Here is a 19977-nt window from a genome sequence, read left to right as displayed (position 1 = left end):
TTCAATGAATGCTCTGTTTATAGTGGTCCTACAAACTGAAATTTTGAAGTAAAAAGGAAGGATGGCTATGTCTCTCAAACTTCAAACCATTATCTGTAGTACCCGCCCGGGCCGCGTCGGCTCTTCCGTCGCAGAGTGGTTCAACAAGGCTGCTAATGAGCAGGGTGGATTTGACAGTGAGCTGGTGGACTTGGCAGATTTTAACCTGCCGGTTTATGACGAACCGAATCACCCGCGCATGCAGAAGTACGAGCATGATCACACTAAGGCTTGGTCAGAGAGCGTGTCCAAGGCCGATGCTTTTGTATTCGTGATTCCGGAATACAACTTCTGCCCGCCACCGTCTTTCATTAATGCGGTTAACTACCTGTTCAACGAATGGAATTACAAGCCGTGTGCCTTTGTAAGCTACGGCGGCGTGTCTGGCGGCCTTCGTTCAGCACAAACGGCCAAACAATTGGTGACCACGGTGAAAATGATGCCAATGACTGAGGGGGTTATGGTTCAGATGCCGTGGGAAAAGCTGGACGAGAAGCGCAAGTTCCAGGCTGAAGATGTGCATACGCAATCTGCAAACGCAATGCTGGAAGAGCTGGAGAAGTGGGCGCAAGCGCTGAAAACGATGCGTTAAGCTTCAAGTAAAAAACCGGGCTGCTGCCCGGTTTTTTATGGTGAATGAAAGCGGTAACTAGTCGCTAACCGGGTTTTCAGTCATCGCCGATTTCATGCGTCGCCTCAGGAGTGGGCCGACAATCACTGGCAGCACCAGACCTAAACCGGCAACCACCCAAAGACCCAGAGCCAGCGGGCTGCTCCAGAGTGTGCTCCAGTCACCGTCAGACAGAATCAGCGCATGGCCCAGGTTCTTCTCCATCTCGGGCCCCAATAGCAAGCCGAGAATGATCGGCACCAGCGGTATCTCCAGTTTGCGCAGAAAATACCCGGCGACCCCGAACGCCACCATGAAGTAAAGATCGAAGGTGCTGTTGCTGATGGAGTAGATACCGACAAACGCCACCATCGTGACGATGGGAAGCAGGAACATCGGCGGTATCGACAGTAGCCTGACAAACACACCAATCATTGGAACGTTGAGCAGTAGCAGCAGTACGTTACCGATCAACAGGGCGGCGATAACACCCCAGACAATATCCGCGTTCTGGGTGAACATCAGCGGGCCAGGAGTGATGTTGAGAGAAATCAACATCGCCAGAAGAACGGCGGTTGTGCCGCTGCCCGGAACGCCCAGTGTCAGCATAGGTACCAAGGCGCCGGATGCCGCACCGTTGTTGCCGGCTTCAGGAGCGACAACCCCGCGAATATCACCGTTGCCGAAGTTGCCCTTCTTGCCAACTGCCCGTTTTTCCAGGGTATAGCTGATAAAGCTGCCCAGCGAAGCACCGGCACCGGGCAACACGCCCGCGATGAAGCCCAGAACGCCGCCACGAAGTTGAGAGGGGATCGTGGTGATCAGTTCTTTAAAGGACAGCGTCAGTTTGCCCACGTTCACCTTTTTGTGGCCACTACCCAGGCGTGACTCGACGAAAAACAGCAGCTCGGAGATCGCAAACAGACCTACGATAGCCAGGATGAAATCAATCCCCTCGTAAAGCTCCAGAACGCCAAACGTATAGCGTTGGGTGCCGGTAGAAATGTCGATACCCACGGTGGAGATCATGATGCCAAGTGCTGCCGCGATGACAGTTTTCATCGGGTTCTTGCCGGTGATGCCGCCGAGGGTGGCAAAAGCCAGTACGAACAGCGCAAAGTACTCAGCAGGGCCGAAGGTCAGGGCAAACTTCGCCAGTACGGGGGCCAGCATGATCAAACCAATGGTGCCGATCAGACCGCCGGAAAACGACGCAATGGCGGAGATTGCCAGGGCATCGGCCGCCCGGCCTTTCTGTGCCATCGGGTAACCGTCCAGGCAGGTCATCATCGCGGGTTCATCGCCTGGGATGTTCAGCAGGATTGATGAGATCCGGCCGCCGTACATAGCTCCTGCGTACACAGACGTCAGCAGAATCATGGAGGTTTCCGGAGGCAATCCCAGCGTGAATGCCAGAGGAATAAGGATGGCGACACCGTTAGCGGGCCCGAGCCCCGGCAGACAGCCGATCAACGTTCCGACAAAAGCGCCGAATAACGCGTACATAAGGTTGTACGGGGTGAGAGCCACCGCAAACCCGTCGATCAAAAATCCGAGAGTTTCCATTAGCTAAACTCCAACAGGCCAGCGGGCAGGCTCAGAGACAAACCGTAATTAAACAATCCGTACACCACAACCGCGCTGATTAAGCCGGTCAGAAACGCACTGCGTGGCTGGGCGCCCATGCGCCAGCTCAACGCGCCAACGGTCAGGGTAGTGGAGATTACGAACCCCAAGGGTTCCAGGAGTAGGGCGTAGATCACCAAAACGATCACTGAGAACAGAAGTTCCAGAGCGGTTTTGCCCCACGGCCACGGAGTGTCCGGATCCGGTTTTACCATCAGGTACAGGCTGCCAATGACCAGAATGAACGACAAAATGGTCGGGAAGGTTTCGGGCCCCATGCCATGGGAGCCGCCAAACGGTTCTGGCCACTGCTGCGCGACCCAGCCGTAGGCAACGGCCAGGACCAACAGGCCCAGGCCGAGTAAGCGGTCATTCAATCCAGTCATTTCATCAACCCGATTTCGCGAGACAGGTTGTTGATGTCCTGCACCTGTTGATGGACGAAGTCTTCAAACTGGTCGGCATCCGGATGGAAGGGGATCAGGCCGTTGCTCTTCATGACCTCTTTCCACTCCGGGCTGGCGTACAGGGTATCGATGGCTTCAACCCAGTATTGCTTGGCTTCATCGCTGGCGCCTTTGGGCATATAAAAACCGCGCCAGTTAGGCCCAAGGGCATCAATGCCTTGCTCTCGGGCGGTGGGAATGTCGCTGAACTCACCCGGCAGGCGCTCTTCAGATAGTACCGCCAGTACCCGTAAATCGCCGGATTCCATAAAGCCGGTCGCCTCGGAGATGTCGCCGGTAAAGGCATCAACTTGCCCACCCACTACCTGGGTCATCGCTTCGCCGCCGTTGTTGTACGACAGATAGGGGATAGACGGCAGGTTCTCGACCCCGGCCGCCTTCGCGGCAATCAGGACCTTCAGGTGATCCCAGCCGCCACGGGCGCTGCCGCCGGAGAATTTAACCGAACGAGGATTTGCCTTGCTGGCTTCAAACAGCTCGTTCAGGGTTTTATAAGGAGAGTTCTTGCCCACGGCAATGATGCCGTAATCTGCGCCCAATGCACCGACCCACTTCACCATATCGGCATCCAGACCGGGGAATTGCTTTTGTGCAAGGCGAGTGGTGGTGGCCGTTGAAGCCGCTACGATAAGTTTGTCGTCTTTGTTACGTTTGCTGACCGTGTGGGCGTAGGCAACGCCTCCTCCGGCACCAGCCATATTGATCGTCTGTACCGTGCCTTCGACCAGCTTGAGTGACTGCATTACGTTGCCAACACTGCGGCAGGTAAAGTCCCAGCCGCCGCCCGGATCGGCTGGCGCCAGACATTCGACTTTGCCGGAAGGCTGCCAAGCCATGGCGGACATGCTGAAAGCGGCTGCTGCTGCGAAACTCAGGGTTCGTTTGATAAACATGAATGTGGTCCTTCGATTGTTGTTTTCGGCACTCCGGAGGAGCTCTTGTTGTAGATTAAAAGCTGGTCATTTTGCTAAAAAGTTTGTGAGCGTATTGCCTTTAAAAAACCTAAAGGCCATTAAGTTCATAAAGTTCACGGGCAAAACGGCCCTTTGTGCTTTAATCTCACGGCTGAATGACAACAAGATCTGATAAGCCTGTGGCAAGAAAAACCCGACTAAAAACCCGAATGATTCTCACGTTGGCTCTGGTCAGCGCCCTGCAAACCGCCTTGATTGGAGGGGTGGCGGGGTACTACCTGAGCGAATCGCTGTACAGCGAAATTGGTCAGCGTGCTTTGATGGTGGCGAAAACGGTTGCCGCCACACCGTCTGTTGTCTCCGGGATACAGCAGCGTGATACCGAGGCGTTGAATCGCCTGGCCTCTTCGATGGCAGCTACCAACGAAGCCCTCTTCATCGTGATTGGCGATCAACGCGCGATTCGGCTGGCGCATCCTTCTCCAGATCGAATCGGCCGCTCAATGGCAGATGACGACGGAGATGATGGCGGCGAAGCTCTGAAAAACGGACGCGGCTATGTGTCGAGAGCGGTAGGTACCTTGGGGGATACGGTGCGGGGAAAAGCGCCGGTCATTGCGCCTTCAACCGGAGAGATCATCGGGATCGTATCGGTTGGCTATAGCGTTGCCCAGGTCGGTAATACCATTCAGCGTTACAAATTTGTTTTCTATGGCATTGTGGGCGTGATGCTGCTGATCAGCATTTTGATTGCGGTCGTGATTGCCGGGCGTTTCAAACGGGAGATTTTTGGTTTGGAGCCGGAGGAAATTGCCCGCCTGTTTGAGGAGCGCAACGCCACCCTGCAGTCAGTGCGTGAAGGCATTATTGCCGTTAACAGAGAAGGCATCATCACCACGGTAAACCGGGCAGCGCTTGAAACACTGGGTTTCGATACCGGTACCTCGCTGGTTGATCAGCCCATACATGAGGTTCTGCCCGACAGCGATTTGCTCTCGGTGCTGAAGACGGGTATTCCGGAGTTTGACCGGGAAGTTTGGCTCAGGAACCGGCAAATGGTGGTTAACCGGCTACCGGTTCGACAGGGTGACGAGGTCATTGGTGTGGTGGCCAGTTTTCGTTTGCGAGACGAGTTGGACCATGTCAGCCAGCAGCTAACTCGTATACAGCAGTATGCGGATACACTGCGCAGCCAAACCCACGAATATTCCAACAAGCTGCACACCATTGCTGGCCTGATTCAAATTGGCGCTCACGACGATGCATTGAATTTGATTGGTCGCGAAACCAGCGACCACCAGAGTTTGATTCATCTGCTTTTGGAGGCAGTGCCCGACCCGGTTATTGCCGGTTGCTTGTTGGGTAAATATAACCGGGCCCGGGAAATGGGGCTGCACCTCGACATAGACCCGGGCAGTCAGATGAGTGATATTCCCGATGCCATGCCCAGAGATCAATTGGTCAGTGTGTTGGGCAACCTGATCGATAACGCGCTGGAAGCAACGCGCCAGCACGCAGGTGAGGGAGGGCGAGTGACGCTCTCGATGACCGACCTTGGCCAGGAGTTGATCTTCGAGGTGGATGATCAAGGGCCGGGGGTTGTTGAGAGCGAGCGCGACCGGATTTTTGAAAAAGGCGTTACCAGTAAGCCGGGTGTAGGGAAACGGCACGGCTATGGGTTGTATCTGGTGCGTCAGTTTCTTGATCGTTGGGGAGGCTCAATAACGGTTGAAAGCCTGCCTGACATTGGCAGTCGGTTCACTTTATATTTACCCAAGGTTCCGGAACTCAGGAGCGCCCATTGAACACGATTCGGATATTGATCGCTGAAGATGACCGCCAGATTGCGGAAATTCAGCGAAGGTTTGTTGAGCGGCTCGATCATGTTGAGCTTTGCGGTATTGCCCACAGTTTGGCCGATGCTCGTGACCTTGCGGAAGTGTTGGCCCCGGATTTGATTTTGTTGGATGTCTATTTTCCGGATGGCAGTGGTCTGGATTTATTAAGAGAGCTCAGAGCGCAAGACAGCAGCAGCGATGTCATCTTGATTACTGCGGCCAAGGAAGTGGATACCCTGCGCAGCGCATTGCGAGGGGGTGTTTGCGATTACATTTTAAAGCCGTTGGTGTTTGAGCGTCTGGAAGAGGCAGTAAACCGCTTCCGTGCCCGGCTTGAGCATTTGTCGGGACTGAATCAGCTGGCGCAGAGTGAAGTGGACGCGTTGATACCTCGTGCCAGTGACGAAGAAGCTCAAGCGGCAAGTGGCCGGTTACCCAAGGGTATCGACGCTCTGACGCTTGAAAAAATTCAGGACGTGATCCGTGATGGCGAACCGTGGAGCGCAGAAGCGGTGGGCAGTGCCATTGGGGCTTCGCGGACAACCGCGCGACGTTATCTTGAATACATGGTTGGAGAAGGAAAGCTGGAGGCCGAAGTGACTTACGGCAGCGTTGGCCGGCCGGAAAGGCGGTATCAATTAGCCGAGTGAGGGCCAGAAACAACAAAGCCCGGATCTTGCGATCCAGGCTTTGAGTAGGGAATTCTGGTCGGGACGGTAGGATTTGAACCTACGACCCCTTGCACCCCATGCAAGTGCGCTACCAAGCTGCGCTACGCCCCGTAAACTGCTCACCGCCAAGAAAAAAGTTTATCTCAGTGGCTTAGCGGGAGCGAAGTATACGCCAGCGCCAAATAAAAATAAACAGGTGGCGGGCGACTTTCTTTAGAACAATTAACGCAGTTTCGTTTCTCTTAGTTTCAGGATGAATTTGGGTGTCTCAAAGGTGTCCGGTGCGCTCAAGCAATCGCGCACGCTAATGTATAGCTTTACCGAAGTTCAGAGCCTCCTCTAAATCTGCCAAGGCATCTTCAAGGCCCGAGGCTAAGCGTTGCATGTGCGGAAGGGTGTCGCGGCAGGCGATGATCCCCACATTCAAATGATTTGCATGGCTATAGCAGGTAAAGCTGACAGCTAATCCGGGAAAGACAATGTTGGCGGGATATAGGTGCAACAGGCGTGCACTGCGTAAATACATCTCTTTCCGGCTTCCGGGGACGTTTGACACAACCGTGTTGAACATCGGAGGAAGGTGTTTTGCCACACCGGTCATCATGGCGGCAATGGAGGGAGCCATGCTTAGGATGGAATATGGCACTCGCATTTCCGGTTCCAGACTAAGAATCTGCTCTTTTGCGAGCGCTACGGATTCATGCACTTTTGCTAGTCGCAGGGCCGGATCTGCGATGTTCGTACCAATCATGCCGTAGATCATTCCTACCGAATTCCCGACACTTTGATCCCCCTCTGCTCGGAGGGAAATGGGGATAGCCGCAGTCAGACTGTCTGAGGGCAGAGCGGTCTTCTCTTGCAAGTACTGCCGCAGCGCACCTCCTACTAGAGACACCACCACATCGTTCAGTGTGACTTCAGCTTGCTTGGCAACCGCTTTCAATCGATCAAGCTCGAAAGCATGAGTGGCAAATCGGCGCTGTGCGCTGATCTGTCCGTTTATGGCTGTTCTTGGTGCAGAGCGCAGAGTTGTCAGGTGCTCATCTTTTCGGAAGAGCCGTATGATCTTGCCAGCGGTGCCAATAATCGATTGAGCCGATGGGATGGAGAGTGCTGACGGTTGGAAAGGCTTATCAGGTGCCGAGTGAACCCAGAATGGCGGCATTTGAAGGTCATTCACACTATCTGAAAGCCCTCGCATTAGCAGGTTTGAGGCGCTGATTCCATCGACGATTGCGTGATGGAACTTGACGAAAATGGCAAACCGGTTGTCCGCCAGACCATCGATGAAATTGCACTCCCACAGCAGTTTACGCATGTCCATTGGCTGGCTATGCAAGCGCGCAACCATCTGCCCCAGTTCCCGCTCCCCTCCCGGCTCGGGCAACGAAACGTGCCGGACATGGTATTCAAGATCTGGATCAAAAGTGTCTTCAAGACTGGGGGCCAACTGCCATCGAGAGGGCGAGCGAAGTTTCTGGTTCCAGGGCGCACAGATTCGGGTTTCTCTGCGCCAATCTTCGACGATGGTTTTAACAAATTCGTCACCGCCTTTTTCTGGTTTCTCAAAAACCATCAGGCCTGCAACATGCATAGGAGCGGACGGGCTTTCAAGCTGAACGAATGCGGAGTCCATCGGGGAGAGTCTTTTGTACGTCATTATTTTGCCTCGTGGCCAGAGCGTTTCGGATCTAGGTGTCGCTGGATAAAGCGAACGATGTCGTGTCGAGCGGATTTTGCTTCTGGGATCCACTCCTCCAACAGCGGGAATGCATGGGGCATTGATGGCCAAAGTGCCAGCTCTGTTTCAACGCCGGCCTCACTGGCTTTTCGGGCAAAGAGCACGCTATCGTCTCTGAGTACCTCTTCATGGCTAGCTTGAATCAAGAGTGGAGGGAGCCCCTGAAAGTCACCCATTAGTGGTGATATTTCCGGATTGGCAGCGTCTTGTGTTCCTACGTACCAGTCCCTTGCGTGTGCCAGGGCACCGAGTGGCAACATGGCATCCGTCTTGGCATTGGCTGCTCGTGACGTTGGGCCGTGGAGTCGCGCCATGTCGAGAATTGGCGAAATAGATACAGCACAGGCAGGCAGGGGAAGTCCAACATCGCGCAGTCGTAGAAGCAGTGCAACCAGTAGGTTCCCACCGGCTGATTCGCCCCCGATAATAATTTTTCCGGGGGCGACGCCGGAATCGAGCAAGAGTCGGTAGGCACGTTCGCAATCGTCCAGCCCGGCAGGGAATGGGTTTGCAGGCGCGAGTCGGTAGTCTGGCACAAATGCGTCTGCGAGCAGGGAGCGACATAGCCGTTTAACGAAGAGTAAGTGACCGTCTGGCATGGTAGGAAAAACAAAGGCCCCGCCATGTAACCAGAGTACAACCGGTCGGTCTGACTCTGCGAATGGGGCTCCCATGGTATGGCCTGGTACAGCGGTGTCCCCTATGCCCCAGTAGTGGTAATCGTAGTCAATCGGTTGGGTTTGTTTCGGAAGACGTGCCGCAATGTGTAATTGCATGTTGGCCACGCGAGTAGCGCTGCCTCGCATGACAAAGGCGAGCAATGGTCGTATGCCTCCGCGAAGGCAAAAAAGGAAGACCTTGGATCTGAAAGAAAGTCGAAGTTGATCTCGAGAGAAGGTTGTTGAGTAAGTTGTTATTTTCACCGATGCCCATCCTGAGTGTCGTGATATGGATGGGAGTATGATGAACAAACGAACGAGGTCGGTTTTCTTACAGTGTCAGCTTCTTGCCATTTGGCGCCACCGAGTAGGGCTCACTTAGTCTCGAGAGCTAGCGGTCCATTTGAGTAAGGAACGTCTCTAGGCGTGCCGGGTTTTCGAGTTTGATACTGCCATAATCCAAGCTTATCAGCTCGGCTTCCTCAAACACCCGGATGGCTTTTTGTACGGCTTGGCGAGTTATGCCAATCATATTTCCGAGCTGTTCCCTGGTTAGGCGAAGCGTAACCGGCTGGCTCGTGATTTTTCCATCACCCTGGAACATGTTGAGCATCAGCAGGCGCCGGCCAATTCTCGCAGGGGTATTCCTGGCGGTGTCGTCTTCAATGATCGACATGGCGGCGCACAATCTGCTGGCCAGTTGGTCGACGATAACGGGGTAACCTTGAGGGTAACGTTTGAGCAAGCTTTTAATCTGAGCTTCGGAGAATTCCAGAACTTGGACAGCCTCGTGGGCTGTGGCCCCATAAACTCTGGCTGGCACTGAGCTAAAAATGGCATCGCCGAGCCAGTTTCCTGCTCCAATAATGGCCAGAATTGATTCTCGTCCTGAAGGCAGGAATGACGTTATACGTACGGAACCAGAAGCAACAATGGTTAACCTCTTGCTATGGGCCCCTCCGGCGTACAGAGCTTGTTCTTCAGAAAATTCCCGGTAGATGCAGATTTCCGCCGCCTCTTTCAGGGCGGACTGCGGAAACCCGGAAAATAGGGCACAACGGGAAAGAAATTCAAGTTTCTCTGACATAGTAGATTGTTCGGTTGTTGACGGTCTCTCGTTTTATTTTCGAACTAGACTGACAAACCTTGCTCCGACAAATTGGATGCGTTTTTAACAGCTAGGCTTCTACGGGAGAATAACATGAACAAGAAGCGAACCGGGCTGACTCAGATTTTGACAAGCCTTACCGTCATTCTAACGGCTGCAGTGGCTCAAACATTGCACGCGGCAGAACGCCCTAACATCTTGGTGATTATGGGCGATGATATCGGGATTACCAACATCAGTAAGTACAGCCATGGGCTGATGGGTTACAAAACCCCAAACATCGACCGAATTGGCAATGAGGGCATGATGTTTACCGACTATTACGGTGAACAAAGCTGTACGGCTGGTCGTTCGGCCTTTATCACGGGCCAGCACCCTATACGAACCGGCTTGACTAAGGTTGGAGTGCCGGGCGCTGCTGTCGGTATTCAGCCCGAGGATCCGACCTTGGCTGAGCTACTGAAACCTTTGGGTTATGTGTCTGGTCAGTTTGGCAAGAACCACTTGGGTGATCGCGATGAATTTCTTCCAACCAATCACGGTTTTGACGAGTTTTTTGGCAACCTCTACCACCTAAACGCTGAAGAAGCTCCCGAAGACCCGGCATGGCCGAAAGATCCCAAGATTGCGGAGTTGGTCACTCCTCGCGGCGTTATCCGCAGCAGTGCGGATGGAAAAGTAGAAGATCTTGGTCCGTTGAACTCCAAGCGTATGGAGACGATTGATGAGGAGTTCCTGCAAGCTACGCTGAATTTCATTGACCGATCCCATGCCGATGGCAAGCCTTTTTTCGCATGGTTCAACTCGAGCAGAATGCATTACTACACCCACATTAAGGAAGAGTCTAAGGGGCTTTCAGGTCAGGGGTTTTACAACGACGGTATGGTTGAACACGACAATCAAGTCGGCGAACTTTTGGCAAAACTGGATGAGCTGGGTATTGCAGATAACACCATTGTGCTCTACACGACCGATAACGGTGTTCATTTCAATCAGTGGCCTGATGCCGGTATTACACCGTTTCGCGGCGAAAAGAACACCAACTGGGAAGGTGGGTTTCGGGTACCGGCCTTTGTTCGCTGGCCAGAGCATATTGAAGCAAACGCGATTTCCAACGACATAATTGCGCATCTGGACTGGGTACCTACGCTGATGGCGGCGGTCGGTGTGCCGGATATCAAGCAAAAACTATTGGAAGGCCATGAGGCGGACGGAAAAAACTTCAAGGTTCACCTTGATGGGTACAACTTCCTGCCGTACCTGACGGGAGAGGTAGGCAATGGGCCCCGTTCGCAGTTCATCTATGCGAGTGATGACGGCGACATCATCGGTCTTCGCGATGGAGATTGGAAGTTGGTGTTCGCAGAACAGCGTGCGAAAACCTTTGAGGTGTGGCGAAATCCGTTTGTGAAACTGAGAATTCCGAAAATGTTCAATCTGAGACAGGATCCTTATGAGCGGGCGGACCAGAATTCGAATATGTATGAGCGTTGGCTCGATAAAAAGCTCATGGCTCGGGCTATCCCTGGTGTGATCCGAGTAAAACAGTTCCTCGAAACGTTCAAGGACTACCCGCCTCGACAGCGCCCCGCATCGTTCACCATTGATCAGATCATGGAACACTACCTAGGCTATGATAAGTCATAGGAGGGGCATAGAACATGACGCCATGGCATGCAATGCAAAGTCTGAGAGAGCGTGTTGATCGTCAGATTCTGGGTCAGTCTGAATTAATCGGTCAGATCATGGTGGCGTTGTTGGCGGATGGCCATGTTCTGCTCGAAAGCCTGCCCGGTTTGGCTAAAACCCGAACAGTGAAAACGCTTGCAAAAAATCTGGATGCACAGATGAAACGCATCCAGTTTACGCCGGATTTGTTGCCCTCGGATCTGACCGGTGCGGAGGTCTTGCACCAGGAGGGAGGGAGTCAAATGTTTCGTTTTGATCCGGGGCCGTTGTTCGGCAATCTTGTTCTTGCGGATGAGATTAATCGAGCACCCGCTAAGGTTCAGGCGGCTTTGTTGGAGGCCATGGAAGAACGGCAGATTACGGTGTCTGGCACGACTCATACCATGGCACCTCTGTTTATGGTGTTGGCAACGCAAAACCCAATCGAGCAGGAAGGCACGTACCAGCTTCCAGAAGCTCAGTTGGACCGATTTCTGATGAAGGTGACCTTAAATTATCCGTCTCACGCCGATGAGTGTGAAGTGCTGCGATTGGTGCGCGCGGAGACAGTAAACATGTCTTCTGAAGTGGGGACTGAGCGTTTGTCAGCTGATTGGGTGCTCGCAGCCCGACGGGAAGTAGATCAATTGTTTGTGGCGCCAACGATTGATGCCTACATTGTTGATCTCATTCATGGCACCCGGCCAGGGCAGCTCACCGACAGAAAGATTCAGAGTTGGCTTGACGCTGGTATTAGTACGCGGGGCGCGATTTCGCTGGACCGTGCGGCGCGTGCCCATGCCTGGCTTGCTGGGCAGGAGTATGTTACGCCGGACAATGTCCGCGCTGTTTGTCACCCAGTCCTTCGTCATCGCGTGCGACTCAACTATGAGGCGATAGCGGATCAAGTGAGCCCCGATCAGGTGATTGATCGGTTACTCGAGCAGGTGTCCGTTCCTGCGTAAGGGGTGATCATGGCATCAGGACAGGCAAGAAATCAGCATGATATAGCCTCCTCCGTTTCAGGCGAGGAGGGTGTGTATGTTGATATGAGCAGCCTGATCACACTGGAAACGCCAGGGCGGCTGATGAGTGTTAGGTGTCCGTGGAACCGAAACAGTCTTTTGGCTGGCGGGCACACCTCTCTGTTTCGTGATCGTGGGTTGGATTTTGAAGAGTTACGACATTACCAGCCTGGTGATGATCTCAGGTACATAGATCGTCGGGCGACGGCGAGAACGGGCCAGCCATTTGTACGCAGTTTTTTGGAGGAGCGGGATCGCCCAACCATAGTGGTTTGCGACCAGCGGATGAACATGTTTTTCGGCTCCTGCCTGAATTTTAAATCGTATACCGCTGCGGAACTTGGCGCACTCCTTGGGTGGAGTGCGTTTCACAGCGGAGATCGTGTGGGCGTTATGGTGTTCAACGACCAGCGTATTGATACGGTAGCGCCTCATCGGTCCCGCCAACGACTGCAGCAGTGTCTGGCCACGATACATCGCCAAAATCGGGAGCTGCATGCCGAGCGCGGGGTGTCCGGAGCCGTCGATTTTGATCAGTTGTTAGCTCGATGCCTGAACAGCGCGCCTCACGACCATACCATTTACCTCGTAAGTGACTTTATGGGCATAAGTGACAAGGGCGAAGAAACGACCACGCTCAGACGTATCCGTCGGTTGGCCCGGCATAATGACGTGCTGGCCTTTCAGGTCTATGACCCCATCGCTTTGAATCTGCCTACCTATGGTCGAGTTACGCTGATGGAGGGTGAACAGCAGATCTCACTGGATTTGGGGCGCCGACGTATGCGAGAGCCCATCTCTGAGTATCTGAAACAGCGCTTGGAGGGTGTTCAGGCGGTGATGCGAAGAAACCGAATACCCGTTTTGCCAGTCAGTGCCGGTGAAGCAACCGTTGACCAGTATCTTCGTGGGTTTGGGGGTAAGTTGTGAGCCTGTCGAAGACATTAGCCAACCTGCAGGAGCTTCCAGCTCCCGAGTTACCGGCGTTCTGGCCCCAAACATGGGGGTGGTGGGTGATTTTTGTTGTGAGTGGCTTACTTGTTTCTTACTTTGTTTTTCGCCGTCTGCTCGCATTTTATCAGAACCGCTATCGCCGTGAGGCTCTCGCCGAGCTCGCGCAGCTTGAGCAGACGTGGCGCGAACAGCCGGATAGTGTGTCGGCCCTCCGAGATCTACCGGTGCTTATGAAGCGGGTAGTCCTTTATGTGGATATGAGTTCTGGGCAGAACAGAGCTCAGGCCTCACTGTCTCTTTGTATGCAGCGGCTTGCTACGGAGCCGGTCGCCGACGATGTGGGGCGGCGGCTTGTTGAACTGGCCTATGCGCCCGATCATCGTTTGCTCTCTATTCAGCCCGCTGACTTGATAAAACAATGTCGGCACTGGTTGGAAACCCACCGTGCTCCAGTTTGATTACCCCTGGTTGCTCCTATTGGCAATACTGCCATGGTTCGTCTATCGCTGGCTGCCGTGCTTTCAAGAGGAGGAGCCTGCTCTAAGGGTTACCTTCACGCCCGAGCTTCAAGCAACGCTTGCGACTGAAGTGGCGGCGAGTAAGTGCATTCGGAGCGACTATTGGCTTGCAGCTTCTTGGCTGGTTTGGTTGCTGCTTTTGGTAGCCGCTGCCAGGCCAGTGGAATTACTCCCGCCTATATCCGTCCAAGAGCCGGTTCGGGATCTGGTATTGGCCATTGACTTATCCCAATCAATGGCAACAGGCGATTTCGAACGACCAGACGGATCTGTGACAGATCGCTTGTCAGCCGTTCGAATGGTGGTCGATGAGTTTATTACTAAACGGCGCGACGATCGAATAGGGTTATTGGTGTTTGGTGATCGTGCGTTTGTGCAAGCGAATCCGACAAAAGATCATGCCACTGTACGCCGATTGTTGGCCGATCTGCGCACCGGATTGGCTGGGTCAAATACAGCAATCGGTGATGGTATCGGGTTGTCGATTAGCATGATGGAAGACAGTCACCAGAACCAAAAGATACTGATTTTGCTCACCGATGGGAAGGATACCGCCAGCAGGCTGAGCCCATTGCAAGCGGCAGAAATTGCAAAGCGGAAGAGGGTTCAAATTCACACCATCGCGGTGGGACGTTTGGGATCCCGCGGAGATGAGGAGGTCGATGCAGAAAGCTTGACTGAGATTGCCGAGAGTACTGGCGGCCAATTTTTTATGGCATCAGACGCCAAGGCGCTGGAGTCGGTGTATGACACGCTTGATGGGCTGACGCCCCATGAAACGGAAACGTTGTCTTTTCAGCCCAAGGTCCAATGGTTCTGGGTACCTGTCCTACTGGCATTGGTTGTTTTGATCGTGTTCTTTTTGAATGAAATTGTCGGTGCAGCGAATCGTAATAGCCCGCAATTGGGTTGCGGAGAGCCAGATGATAGGGGGTGAACTAGATACGCTGCACCTTATCCGGCCTTGGGGGTTGGTTTTTGTTTTGGTTGGTCTGTTGCTGCCGTACACGCAGAGAGTTCTCAGAGAGAGAGAGTCGGGGCGGACGTCTGTCATCCCTTTGCGCTTTGCCCGGCACTTGCGGGTGGAGTCTAGGCCGACCTGCCGGGTCCGACGGGTTCATTTGCTCAGCGCTATGTTAATCGTTGGCGGAATAGCCGTGGCGGGGCCGAGCTGGAACAAGGAACGGCCACCGTTTATGGAAAATATTGCGCCCCTCATTCTAGCTATCGATGTGTCGGACAGTATGGGCGAGCCGCGTGATGCATCGACGCGGATGGGGGTAGCGAAGGCCAAAGTTCAGGCTTTGATTGCCCGCAATCCCACCACTCGAATTGGATTAATAGCCTACGCAGGAACGGCACACCTGGTGCTGCCACCCACTCGGGATTCAGACCTACTTAACCTGTATTTAGATGCGCTGACGCCGGGGCTGGTTCAAACGGAGGGGCGCAATATGCTGGCAGTCGTCGAGCAGGCGCGGTTTTTGTTGGACAATGGTCAGACTCCCGGGACATTGGTTTTCCTCACCGATCGGGTTTCTCCGGATCAAGCTAAGGTCATGCATGCTCGCCTGAAGAAAATGAAACTACAACTGCTGGTTTTGATGCCGGCGTCTGAATTGGCTGTTGGTCGGATACAAGCATTCGCCGACACTGTGGATGCGAAGGTTGGAAGCATGGCAATCGATACCAGTGATCTGGAATGGCTGGAACTGAATGCCTTGGCACATTTTCGAGATGCGGGCTATCAGGACGCCGCCCTACTCTGGAAGGACGGTGGATACTGGCTGGTTTGGGTATTATTGGGTCTGATTTTACTAGCGTTCCGGTCGTCCGGCTGGGCGTTGAGATTGATGTGCTTTGCGGTTCTGGTTCCTGGTGTTGGGATCGGTCTGGTGCCTGTTGCATTGGCTGGTCCGTTGGAGGATGCCTTTCTAACTGCCGACCAGCAGGGCCGCGTGGCTTTTGAGAAGGGACAGTATGCGCTCGCAACGAAACGGTTTCAGGACCCATATCTTAAAGGGCTTTCAGCATACTACGCGGCGGATTATGAGGCGGCAGTGTCGAGTTTTGCTGAGTTAGATTCGGCGAATGCCTGGTTTTACCGTGGCAACAGTTTGGCCAAGCAGCTCAAGCTCGAGAAAGCATTGGATGCCTTTCGGGAGGCCTTGTCCCGGCGATCGAACTTTCCTGAAGCCGAGGCGAATCTTGGCGTTGTTGCACGATTGCATGCGAGTTTGGTTAACGAGCGCGGCCAGTCTCCGGTCATTGGCGCTGATGAGGTAGTTGTTGATCCGGCTACCGCCAGTGGCAATGAAAAAGCGATGCTGCAGCCGATCTCCACAACCGAAGAGGTGTGGCTAGAGAACCTTTATGCCTCCCCCAGAGCTTTTTTGCGCCGCAAGTTTCAGTATCAGGTGCAATCTGGCGAGGGGCAGCAACCGTGAGGAAGTGGGTGCATGTATTATTGCTAGTGCTGATGGCGCTTTCTGGTCCGGTGTTTGGTAGTCCGAATTACTGGATGCAAATGCGCTTGACCCCCAGCGAAGAAGTGACGATTGGCAGTACGGTTACACTTGAAGTTGATGTCATGGCTGATACTTGGTTTAAGGAGCCGCCTCGTTTTAGCGACTTGGATTTGCCGGGGGCCCGAGTAGTTTTTGAAGGCTCGAAGGGGCGTAACTTGCATATCACCCGCGATAGGCGAAGATACGTGGGACTTACGTTCAGCTACCGAGTGGTTCCGGCGACCCCCGGTGCCTTCGTGATTCCCGCCTTGGAAGTCACCTTAGAGCTCGGTCAAACCGAACAGCCTGTGTCTCTGCACACAGATCCCGTTCGGTTTGTAGCAATTCTGCCAGAGGCGCTGGCCGCTCGTGGGCCAACGTTGATGGCTAATCAGGTGAACGTCACTCAACAGCTCAAGCCAAACGTCCGTGAATTGGCAGTCGGAACCCCCTTTGTGCGTGAGTTTTCGGTGCATGCAGTCGGGGGGGAGGCGATGCGGATGCCACCGATTGAACTGCCGAACCCTACTGGATTAGCCGGACAAAGGAATTCCCCCAAAATCAGTGCATTGACTAACCAACGAGGCCAAGTTATTGGAGCACAACGTGTTGATGCGGTTACGTATGTGGCGGACCGGCCGGGTTCTTTGACGCTTCCGGCAAAGACTTTGACCTGGTGGAATAAAGCGTCCCACCAGTTGGTTGAGACAACTGTGCCTGCGCTCGAATTGGTCATCCATCCGGCGCCGGAAGTGAGCCATCCGTTTCCGGTGGCTGAGGCTGTCGCAACAATGAAACCTCGCTTTAAAGGGCCTCTGCCTTTATGGGGTGGCTTGTTGCTTATCGTGTTATTCGGTGTTGTGTGGAGGAAGTATTTCCCCGGCTTTTGGTCAAAGCCCCTCCGGTGGATAAAGGGTAGCGTGTGCGTAGGGTGTTTTTCACCACTCTATCTGCGTTGGCGAGCGCTATGTTTGCTTTGCAGGCGGCGGGTTGATCTATTAGGGATCTATCGCTTGCAGTCCCATCTGCGGTGCTCACCACATAGGAGAGGCGCGCAAGAGCTTGTAGCGGCCGCTGCATATCGTCAAATGTTGGCTCAGGGGCTTGCCGCATACTATGGTCTGAAACCAAACCGGACGCTCGCCCGACGAACTTTATGCATAAGCGTTTTTTTGCTGCGCAAGCAAGCTATTGATAGAGTCGACTCGCCCAGCAGGGTTTTACCGCCACTGAATCACCGGGACGAATCGAGCCGCGCGTCCAGTTCCATAAGCAAACGCTCCGTTTGAGGATTACCCGGAGCGAGCTGATTAAGGCGTTTGGCAAAAGTCCGTGTATTTTCCAGTTTGCCTTGTTGGAGGCTTAGGTAAATCAGGGCATCTAGCAGGCTGGTATCGTTCGGGTGTTTATGGGTGCCCTTAAGCAATACCTTGCTGGCCTCCTCTAAATTCCCCACCCGTGCGAGTACCAAACCATAGTTATAAAAAATTCGGGCATTATCCGGGTTCAACTCGGTTGCCAGTTTGAACTGTGGAAGGGCGGCTGAGGTATTGCCCTCGTCAACATGGGCGAGGGCAAGCAGGTAGGCAAGGTGTCCTCGGTCAGACGGCGGTGTATTCGCTCTCGATACGCCCTCTTCCAGAGTTTTTATGGCGAGTTCGTTGTTGCCTCGCGCGCTGGCTAAACTCGCAAGATTGATTCTTGCCGGCGCAAACACAGGATCCATTCTGAGCGCTGCCTGGTAGTGGCTCAGCGCTTCGTCGTATCTGCCTTCCCGTTGCAAGTAGGTGGCGAGGTTCAGGCGGGTTCCGGGTAAGAATGCTTGGGCAATCAGACGTTTTTCATAGTCCTTCCTGAGTGCCACAATAATTGATCGCTGCTCTTCAGGGAACGCCGATGACTCGATGCCCGCAAGCGCGCGAATGGCTTGGTCGCGAACGGCGGTCGGCTGATCCATAGCTAATAGAGGCATCAGCCAATTTACGCGCTCTTCCACAGGCAGTAAGGTGGTGCTGTTAGCCGCATAGGCTCTGACGATGGGCTCGTTTGCCAGCAAGCCTGATCGCAACGCTGAACTTGCGCCTGGCCCAAAGCGGGCAAGATGTTCTCCTGCAGTGGCCCGCGCGATAGCGGGGGTGTCTGTTTTGCGGATCAGCCCAGCCAGTTTGATGAACGCATTTTCCTCGGCCTTGCGAAACGAACTTAGGGCATTGGCATAATGGTGGGGGCGTTGGGGGGCTTCAAACCAGCGGTCAATCGCGGCTGCGGCCCAGGCCGGCGTTTCGGCTGTGTGGCAATTGTTGCAGGCGTTGGGGCTGCCGGTTGTTTCGGTAAGATCCGGTCGAGGAATTCGGAAACTGTGGTCTCGCCTAGGGTCTACCACCATGTATGTCTGCTCTGCCATATGGCAATTGACACACTGTGCGCCTTCTGAGCCTTCTCTATGCCGGTGGTGACTTGCTGACGCATAGTCACCGGCTTCCAGTGATGGAAATCGTTGTGGCGGGGCCGAGTTGTGGCACTGCAAGCAGAGCCCGTTACCTTCGGCGACGAGCTTGGTGGTATGGGGGTTATGGCAGTCAAGGCAATCAACACCAGCGGCTGACATCTTGCTCTGGATAAAGGATCCGTAAACATAGACTTCGCCTTGTATTTGGCCGTCAGAATGATACAAGTCGGGTCGAAGTGTCGTTGGTAGCGCTTTATCCAAATACGGCTCTTGCGCGTGATGCCCATCTTTGATGGATTGGCGTCGGCTATGGCAGTAAGCGCAGGTTTCGACCACACGTTCTGCAGACAGATTGTTGAACTTGACGTCCAGGCCTTTGTCCTCTGGCAAGGACTCCTTGGGTGGCCGGGAATTCAGGGAGGTTGCCCAGTTCACATGCCTCTGTCCTGGACCGTGGCATCCTTGGCAGCCGACATTTTGCTCTTGCCAGGTTGTCGAAAAGGTATCGTCTTTGGCACTGTAATTTACAGTAAGGTTGGTCGAGTGGCAGTCTGCACACATGGCGTTCCAGTTCTGGTAACGCCCAGTCCAATGAAGCGCGTCGCCAGACGCGAAATGCTTTTCGGGATAGAGAGAGAACCAGCGCTGACCACCGTCCTTCTTTGGGCGCGAATCCCAGGCAATGGTCAGTGCTTGTAACCGACCGCCCGGAAACTCTATCAAGTACTGTTGTAGTGGCTTGTAGCCGAAGGTGTACGCAACCCGGTAAGCCTCCAGTAAACCCTCAGGGCCTGAAATCTCCACCCAATAGTTGTTTTCTCGCATGACAAAACGGGTTTCGCTGTCTCCCTCTATGAACCGCGTGTTGTTAAAATCGCCAAGCACGGATTGATCGGTCGCTGGTCGCATCGCCCAAGCATGGTCTGAATCGGACCAGGACTCATGTTCTGATTTATGGCAGCTCTCGCAGGTGTGAGCGGCTACATATCCTCGGTCTTCCGACGAATAACCCGGTGTTGTGGCGGCCTTTGCCGATAGGGAAATCAAGGCGAAGAATAAAACTATGACAAACGAGTTAAGGGGCAGCATTCATCAGGCCTTTAATGGAAGTTTGTCTGATTGAGTGGAGGTTACCAGATCCAATCTCGGAAGAAACAAAAAGAGCCACCCCGTAGGGTGGCAA

17 protein-coding genes and 1 tRNA gene are annotated in these 19977 nt (G+C 53.9%); 10 read left to right on the top strand and 8 right to left on the bottom strand.

Translation table 11 applies throughout. The features are described from left to right. Nucleotides 1-67: 67 nt before the first annotated feature. Complete coding sequence (locus tag JAO79_RS13340) at nt 68-631, top strand: NADPH-dependent FMN reductase (RefSeq protein WP_199007752.1); 564 nt, start codon at nt 68-70, stop codon at nt 629-631. A 57-nt stretch (nt 632-688) separates the two neighbouring features. On the opposite strand, the gene JAO79_RS13335 is transcribed toward JAO79_RS13340, so the two are convergent. From JAO79_RS13335 to JAO79_RS13325, 3 genes are read right to left on the bottom strand one after another with little or no spacing between them, the layout of a single operon-like run. Continuing rightward, nucleotides 689-2215 carry a tripartite tricarboxylate transporter permease gene (locus JAO79_RS13335; RefSeq protein WP_199007751.1) on the bottom strand — a complete coding sequence of 509 codons (1527 nt, stop codon included), beginning with the start codon at nt 2213-2215 and terminating at the stop codon, nt 689-691. Then, nucleotides 2215-2661: a tripartite tricarboxylate transporter TctB family protein gene (locus JAO79_RS13330; RefSeq protein ID WP_199007750.1), complete on the bottom strand. Its 447-nt coding sequence runs from the start codon at nt 2659-2661 to the stop codon at nt 2215-2217. The genes JAO79_RS13335 and JAO79_RS13330 overlap by 1 nt, the downstream gene beginning before the upstream one ends. Further along, complete coding sequence (locus JAO79_RS13325; RefSeq protein WP_199007749.1) at nt 2658-3635, bottom strand: Bug family tripartite tricarboxylate transporter substrate binding protein; 978 nt, start codon at nt 3633-3635, stop codon at nt 2658-2660. The genes JAO79_RS13330 and JAO79_RS13325 overlap by 4 nt, the downstream gene beginning before the upstream one ends. A gap of 230 nt (nt 3636-3865) precedes the next feature. On the opposite strand from JAO79_RS13325, the gene JAO79_RS13320 reads away from it, so the two are divergent. Beyond that, nucleotides 3866-5461, top strand: a complete 1596-nt coding sequence (locus JAO79_RS13320) for a sensor histidine kinase (RefSeq protein WP_199007884.1) — start codon at nt 3866-3868, stop codon at nt 5459-5461. Continuing rightward, a complete protein-coding gene (locus JAO79_RS13315; RefSeq protein WP_199007748.1) occupies nt 5458-6144 on the top strand; it encodes a response regulator in 687 nt (228 codons plus the stop codon). Before JAO79_RS13320 ends, JAO79_RS13315 begins: the two co-directional genes overlap by 4 nt. A gap of 55 nt (nt 6145-6199) precedes the next feature. Here the strand turns inward: JAO79_RS13315 and JAO79_RS13310 are convergent. From JAO79_RS13310 to JAO79_RS13295, 4 genes are all read right to left on the bottom strand, one after another. Further along, nucleotides 6200-6276: transfer RNA gene (locus JAO79_RS13310), tRNA-Pro, on the bottom strand. A 193-nt stretch (nt 6277-6469) separates the two neighbouring features. Next, complete coding sequence (locus JAO79_RS13305; protein ID WP_199007747.1) at nt 6470-7825, bottom strand: WS/DGAT/MGAT family O-acyltransferase; 1356 nt, start codon at nt 7823-7825, stop codon at nt 6470-6472. After that, nucleotides 7825-8727: an alpha/beta hydrolase gene (locus tag JAO79_RS13300; protein ID WP_199007746.1), complete on the bottom strand. Its 903-nt coding sequence runs from the start codon at nt 8725-8727 to the stop codon at nt 7825-7827. Before JAO79_RS13300 ends, JAO79_RS13305 begins: the two co-directional genes overlap by 1 nt. A gap of 229 nt (nt 8728-8956) precedes the next feature. Then, entirely contained in the window at nt 8957-9652 is a 696-nt protein-coding gene (locus JAO79_RS13295; RefSeq protein ID WP_199007745.1) for a Crp/Fnr family transcriptional regulator, read from the bottom strand. Nucleotides 9653-9766: 114 nt separating this feature from the next. Between JAO79_RS13295 and JAO79_RS13290 the strand changes: the two genes are divergently transcribed. From JAO79_RS13290 to JAO79_RS13260, 7 genes are all read left to right on the top strand, one after another. Then, on the top strand, nt 9767-11320 hold the full coding sequence (locus JAO79_RS13290) for an arylsulfatase (RefSeq protein ID WP_199007744.1): 1554 nt from the start codon (nt 9767-9769) through the stop codon (nt 11318-11320). Between the two features lie 14 nt (nt 11321-11334). After that, nucleotides 11335-12306, top strand: a complete 972-nt coding sequence (locus JAO79_RS13285) for an AAA family ATPase (protein ID WP_227664637.1) — start codon at nt 11335-11337, stop codon at nt 12304-12306. Between the two features lie 84 nt (nt 12307-12390). Next, nucleotides 12391-13296: a DUF58 domain-containing protein gene (locus tag JAO79_RS13280; RefSeq protein ID WP_199007743.1), complete on the top strand. Its 906-nt coding sequence runs from the start codon at nt 12391-12393 to the stop codon at nt 13294-13296. Beyond that, a complete protein-coding gene (locus JAO79_RS13275) occupies nt 13293-13778 on the top strand; it encodes a DUF4381 domain-containing protein (RefSeq protein ID WP_199007742.1) in 486 nt (161 codons plus the stop codon). Before JAO79_RS13280 ends, JAO79_RS13275 begins: the two co-directional genes overlap by 4 nt. Nucleotides 13779-14049: 271 nt before the next feature. After that, nucleotides 14050-14775, top strand: coding sequence for a VWA domain-containing protein (locus tag JAO79_RS13270; RefSeq protein WP_199007741.1), 726 nt, complete (start codon nt 14050-14052; stop codon nt 14773-14775). A gap of 259 nt (nt 14776-15034) precedes the next feature. Then, entirely contained in the window at nt 15035-16285 is a 1251-nt protein-coding gene (locus JAO79_RS13265; RefSeq protein WP_199007740.1) for a vWA domain-containing protein, read from the top strand. Then, on the top strand, nt 16282-17634 hold the full coding sequence (locus JAO79_RS13260) for a BatD family protein (protein WP_199007739.1): 1353 nt from the start codon (nt 16282-16284) through the stop codon (nt 17632-17634). Before JAO79_RS13265 ends, JAO79_RS13260 begins: the two co-directional genes overlap by 4 nt. Here JAO79_RS13260 and JAO79_RS13255 read toward each other — a convergent pair. Then, complete coding sequence (locus JAO79_RS13255; protein WP_199007738.1) at nt 17580-19883, bottom strand: tetratricopeptide repeat protein; 2304 nt, start codon at nt 19881-19883, stop codon at nt 17580-17582. The genes JAO79_RS13260 and JAO79_RS13255 overlap by 55 nt on opposite strands. Between the last annotated feature and the right edge of the window lie 94 nt (nt 19884-19977).

The sequence above is a fragment of the Marinobacter litoralis genome (assembly GCF_016427555.1).
Lineage (GTDB): Bacteria > Pseudomonadota > Gammaproteobacteria > Pseudomonadales > Oleiphilaceae > Marinobacter > Marinobacter litoralis_A.
This window is presented reverse-complemented; position numbering and strand designations above follow the sequence as displayed.

Excerpts from the sequence above, each read along its gene's own strand:
- JAO79_RS13340 (WP_199007752.1), top strand. The coding sequence starts at position 68 with ATGTCTCTCAAACTTCAAACCATTATCTGTAGTACCCGCCCGGGCCGC.
- JAO79_RS13335 (WP_199007751.1), bottom strand. The coding sequence starts at position 2,215 with ATGGAAACTCTCGGATTTTTGATCGACGGGTTTGCGGTGGCTCTCACC.
- JAO79_RS13330 (WP_199007750.1), bottom strand. The coding sequence starts at position 2,661 with ATGACTGGATTGAATGACCGCTTACTCGGCCTGGGCCTGTTGGTCCTG.
- JAO79_RS13325 (WP_199007749.1), bottom strand. The coding sequence starts at position 3,635 with ATGTTTATCAAACGAACCCTGAGTTTCGCAGCAGCAGCCGCTTTCAGC.
- JAO79_RS13320 (WP_199007884.1), top strand. The coding sequence starts at position 3,866 with ATGATTCTCACGTTGGCTCTGGTCAGCGCCCTGCAAACCGCCTTGATT.
- JAO79_RS13305 (WP_199007747.1), bottom strand. The coding sequence starts at position 7,825 with ATGACGTACAAAAGACTCTCCCCGATGGACTCCGCATTCGTTCAGCTT.
- JAO79_RS13295 (WP_199007745.1), bottom strand. The coding sequence starts at position 9,652 with ATGTCAGAGAAACTTGAATTTCTTTCCCGTTGTGCCCTATTTTCCGGG.
- JAO79_RS13290 (WP_199007744.1), top strand. The coding sequence starts at position 9,767 with ATGAACAAGAAGCGAACCGGGCTGACTCAGATTTTGACAAGCCTTACC.
- JAO79_RS13285 (WP_227664637.1), top strand. The coding sequence starts at position 11,335 with ATGACGCCATGGCATGCAATGCAAAGTCTGAGAGAGCGTGTTGATCGT.
- JAO79_RS13280 (WP_199007743.1), top strand. The coding sequence starts at position 12,391 with ATGAGCAGCCTGATCACACTGGAAACGCCAGGGCGGCTGATGAGTGTT.
- JAO79_RS13265 (WP_199007740.1), top strand. The coding sequence starts at position 15,035 with ATGGAAAATATTGCGCCCCTCATTCTAGCTATCGATGTGTCGGACAGT.
- JAO79_RS13255 (WP_199007738.1), bottom strand. The coding sequence starts at position 19,883 with ATGCTGCCCCTTAACTCGTTTGTCATAGTTTTATTCTTCGCCTTGATT.